General features: G+C 73.4%; 1 protein-coding gene. It reads left to right on the top strand.

Translation table 11 applies throughout. The features are described from left to right. Positions 1-402: ABC transporter ATP-binding protein (locus tag IF89_RS0136225; protein WP_030777806.1), on the top strand; the 402-nt coding region annotated here is incomplete at both ends.

The following is a 402-nucleotide window of genomic DNA, read 5'->3' as shown; positions in this document are numbered from 1 at the left end:
TGCGCAGCTCGTCCTGGACGACATCAGCCTCGATGTCGCTCCGGGTGAGTTCGTCACCCTCCTGGGGGCGTCGGGCTGCGGGAAGTCCACGCTGCTGAACCTGGTGGCCGGTCTGGACCGGCCGACCGCGGGGTCCATCGAGACCCCCGGCGGCCGCCCGGCGCTGATGTTCCAGGAGCACGCGCTGTTCCCCTGGCTGACCGCGGGCAAGAACATCGAGCTCGCCCTGCGCCTGCGCGGCGTCGCCAAGGCCGACCGCCGGCCGGAGGCCGAACGCCTGCTGGACCTGGTCCGCCTCGGCGGCGCGTACGGCAAGCGGGTCCACGAACTGTCCGGCGGCATGCGCCAGCGCGTGGCCCTCGCCCGGGCCCTCGCGCAGGACAGCCGACTGCTGCTGATGGA

Origin of the sequence: Streptomyces sp. NRRL F-2664, from assembly GCF_000719345.1 — a bacterium.
GTDB lineage: Bacteria > Actinomycetota > Actinomycetes > Streptomycetales > Streptomycetaceae > Streptomyces.
Note: the sequence above shows the minus strand (reverse complement) of the source record. Positions and strands in the feature narration are given on the sequence as shown.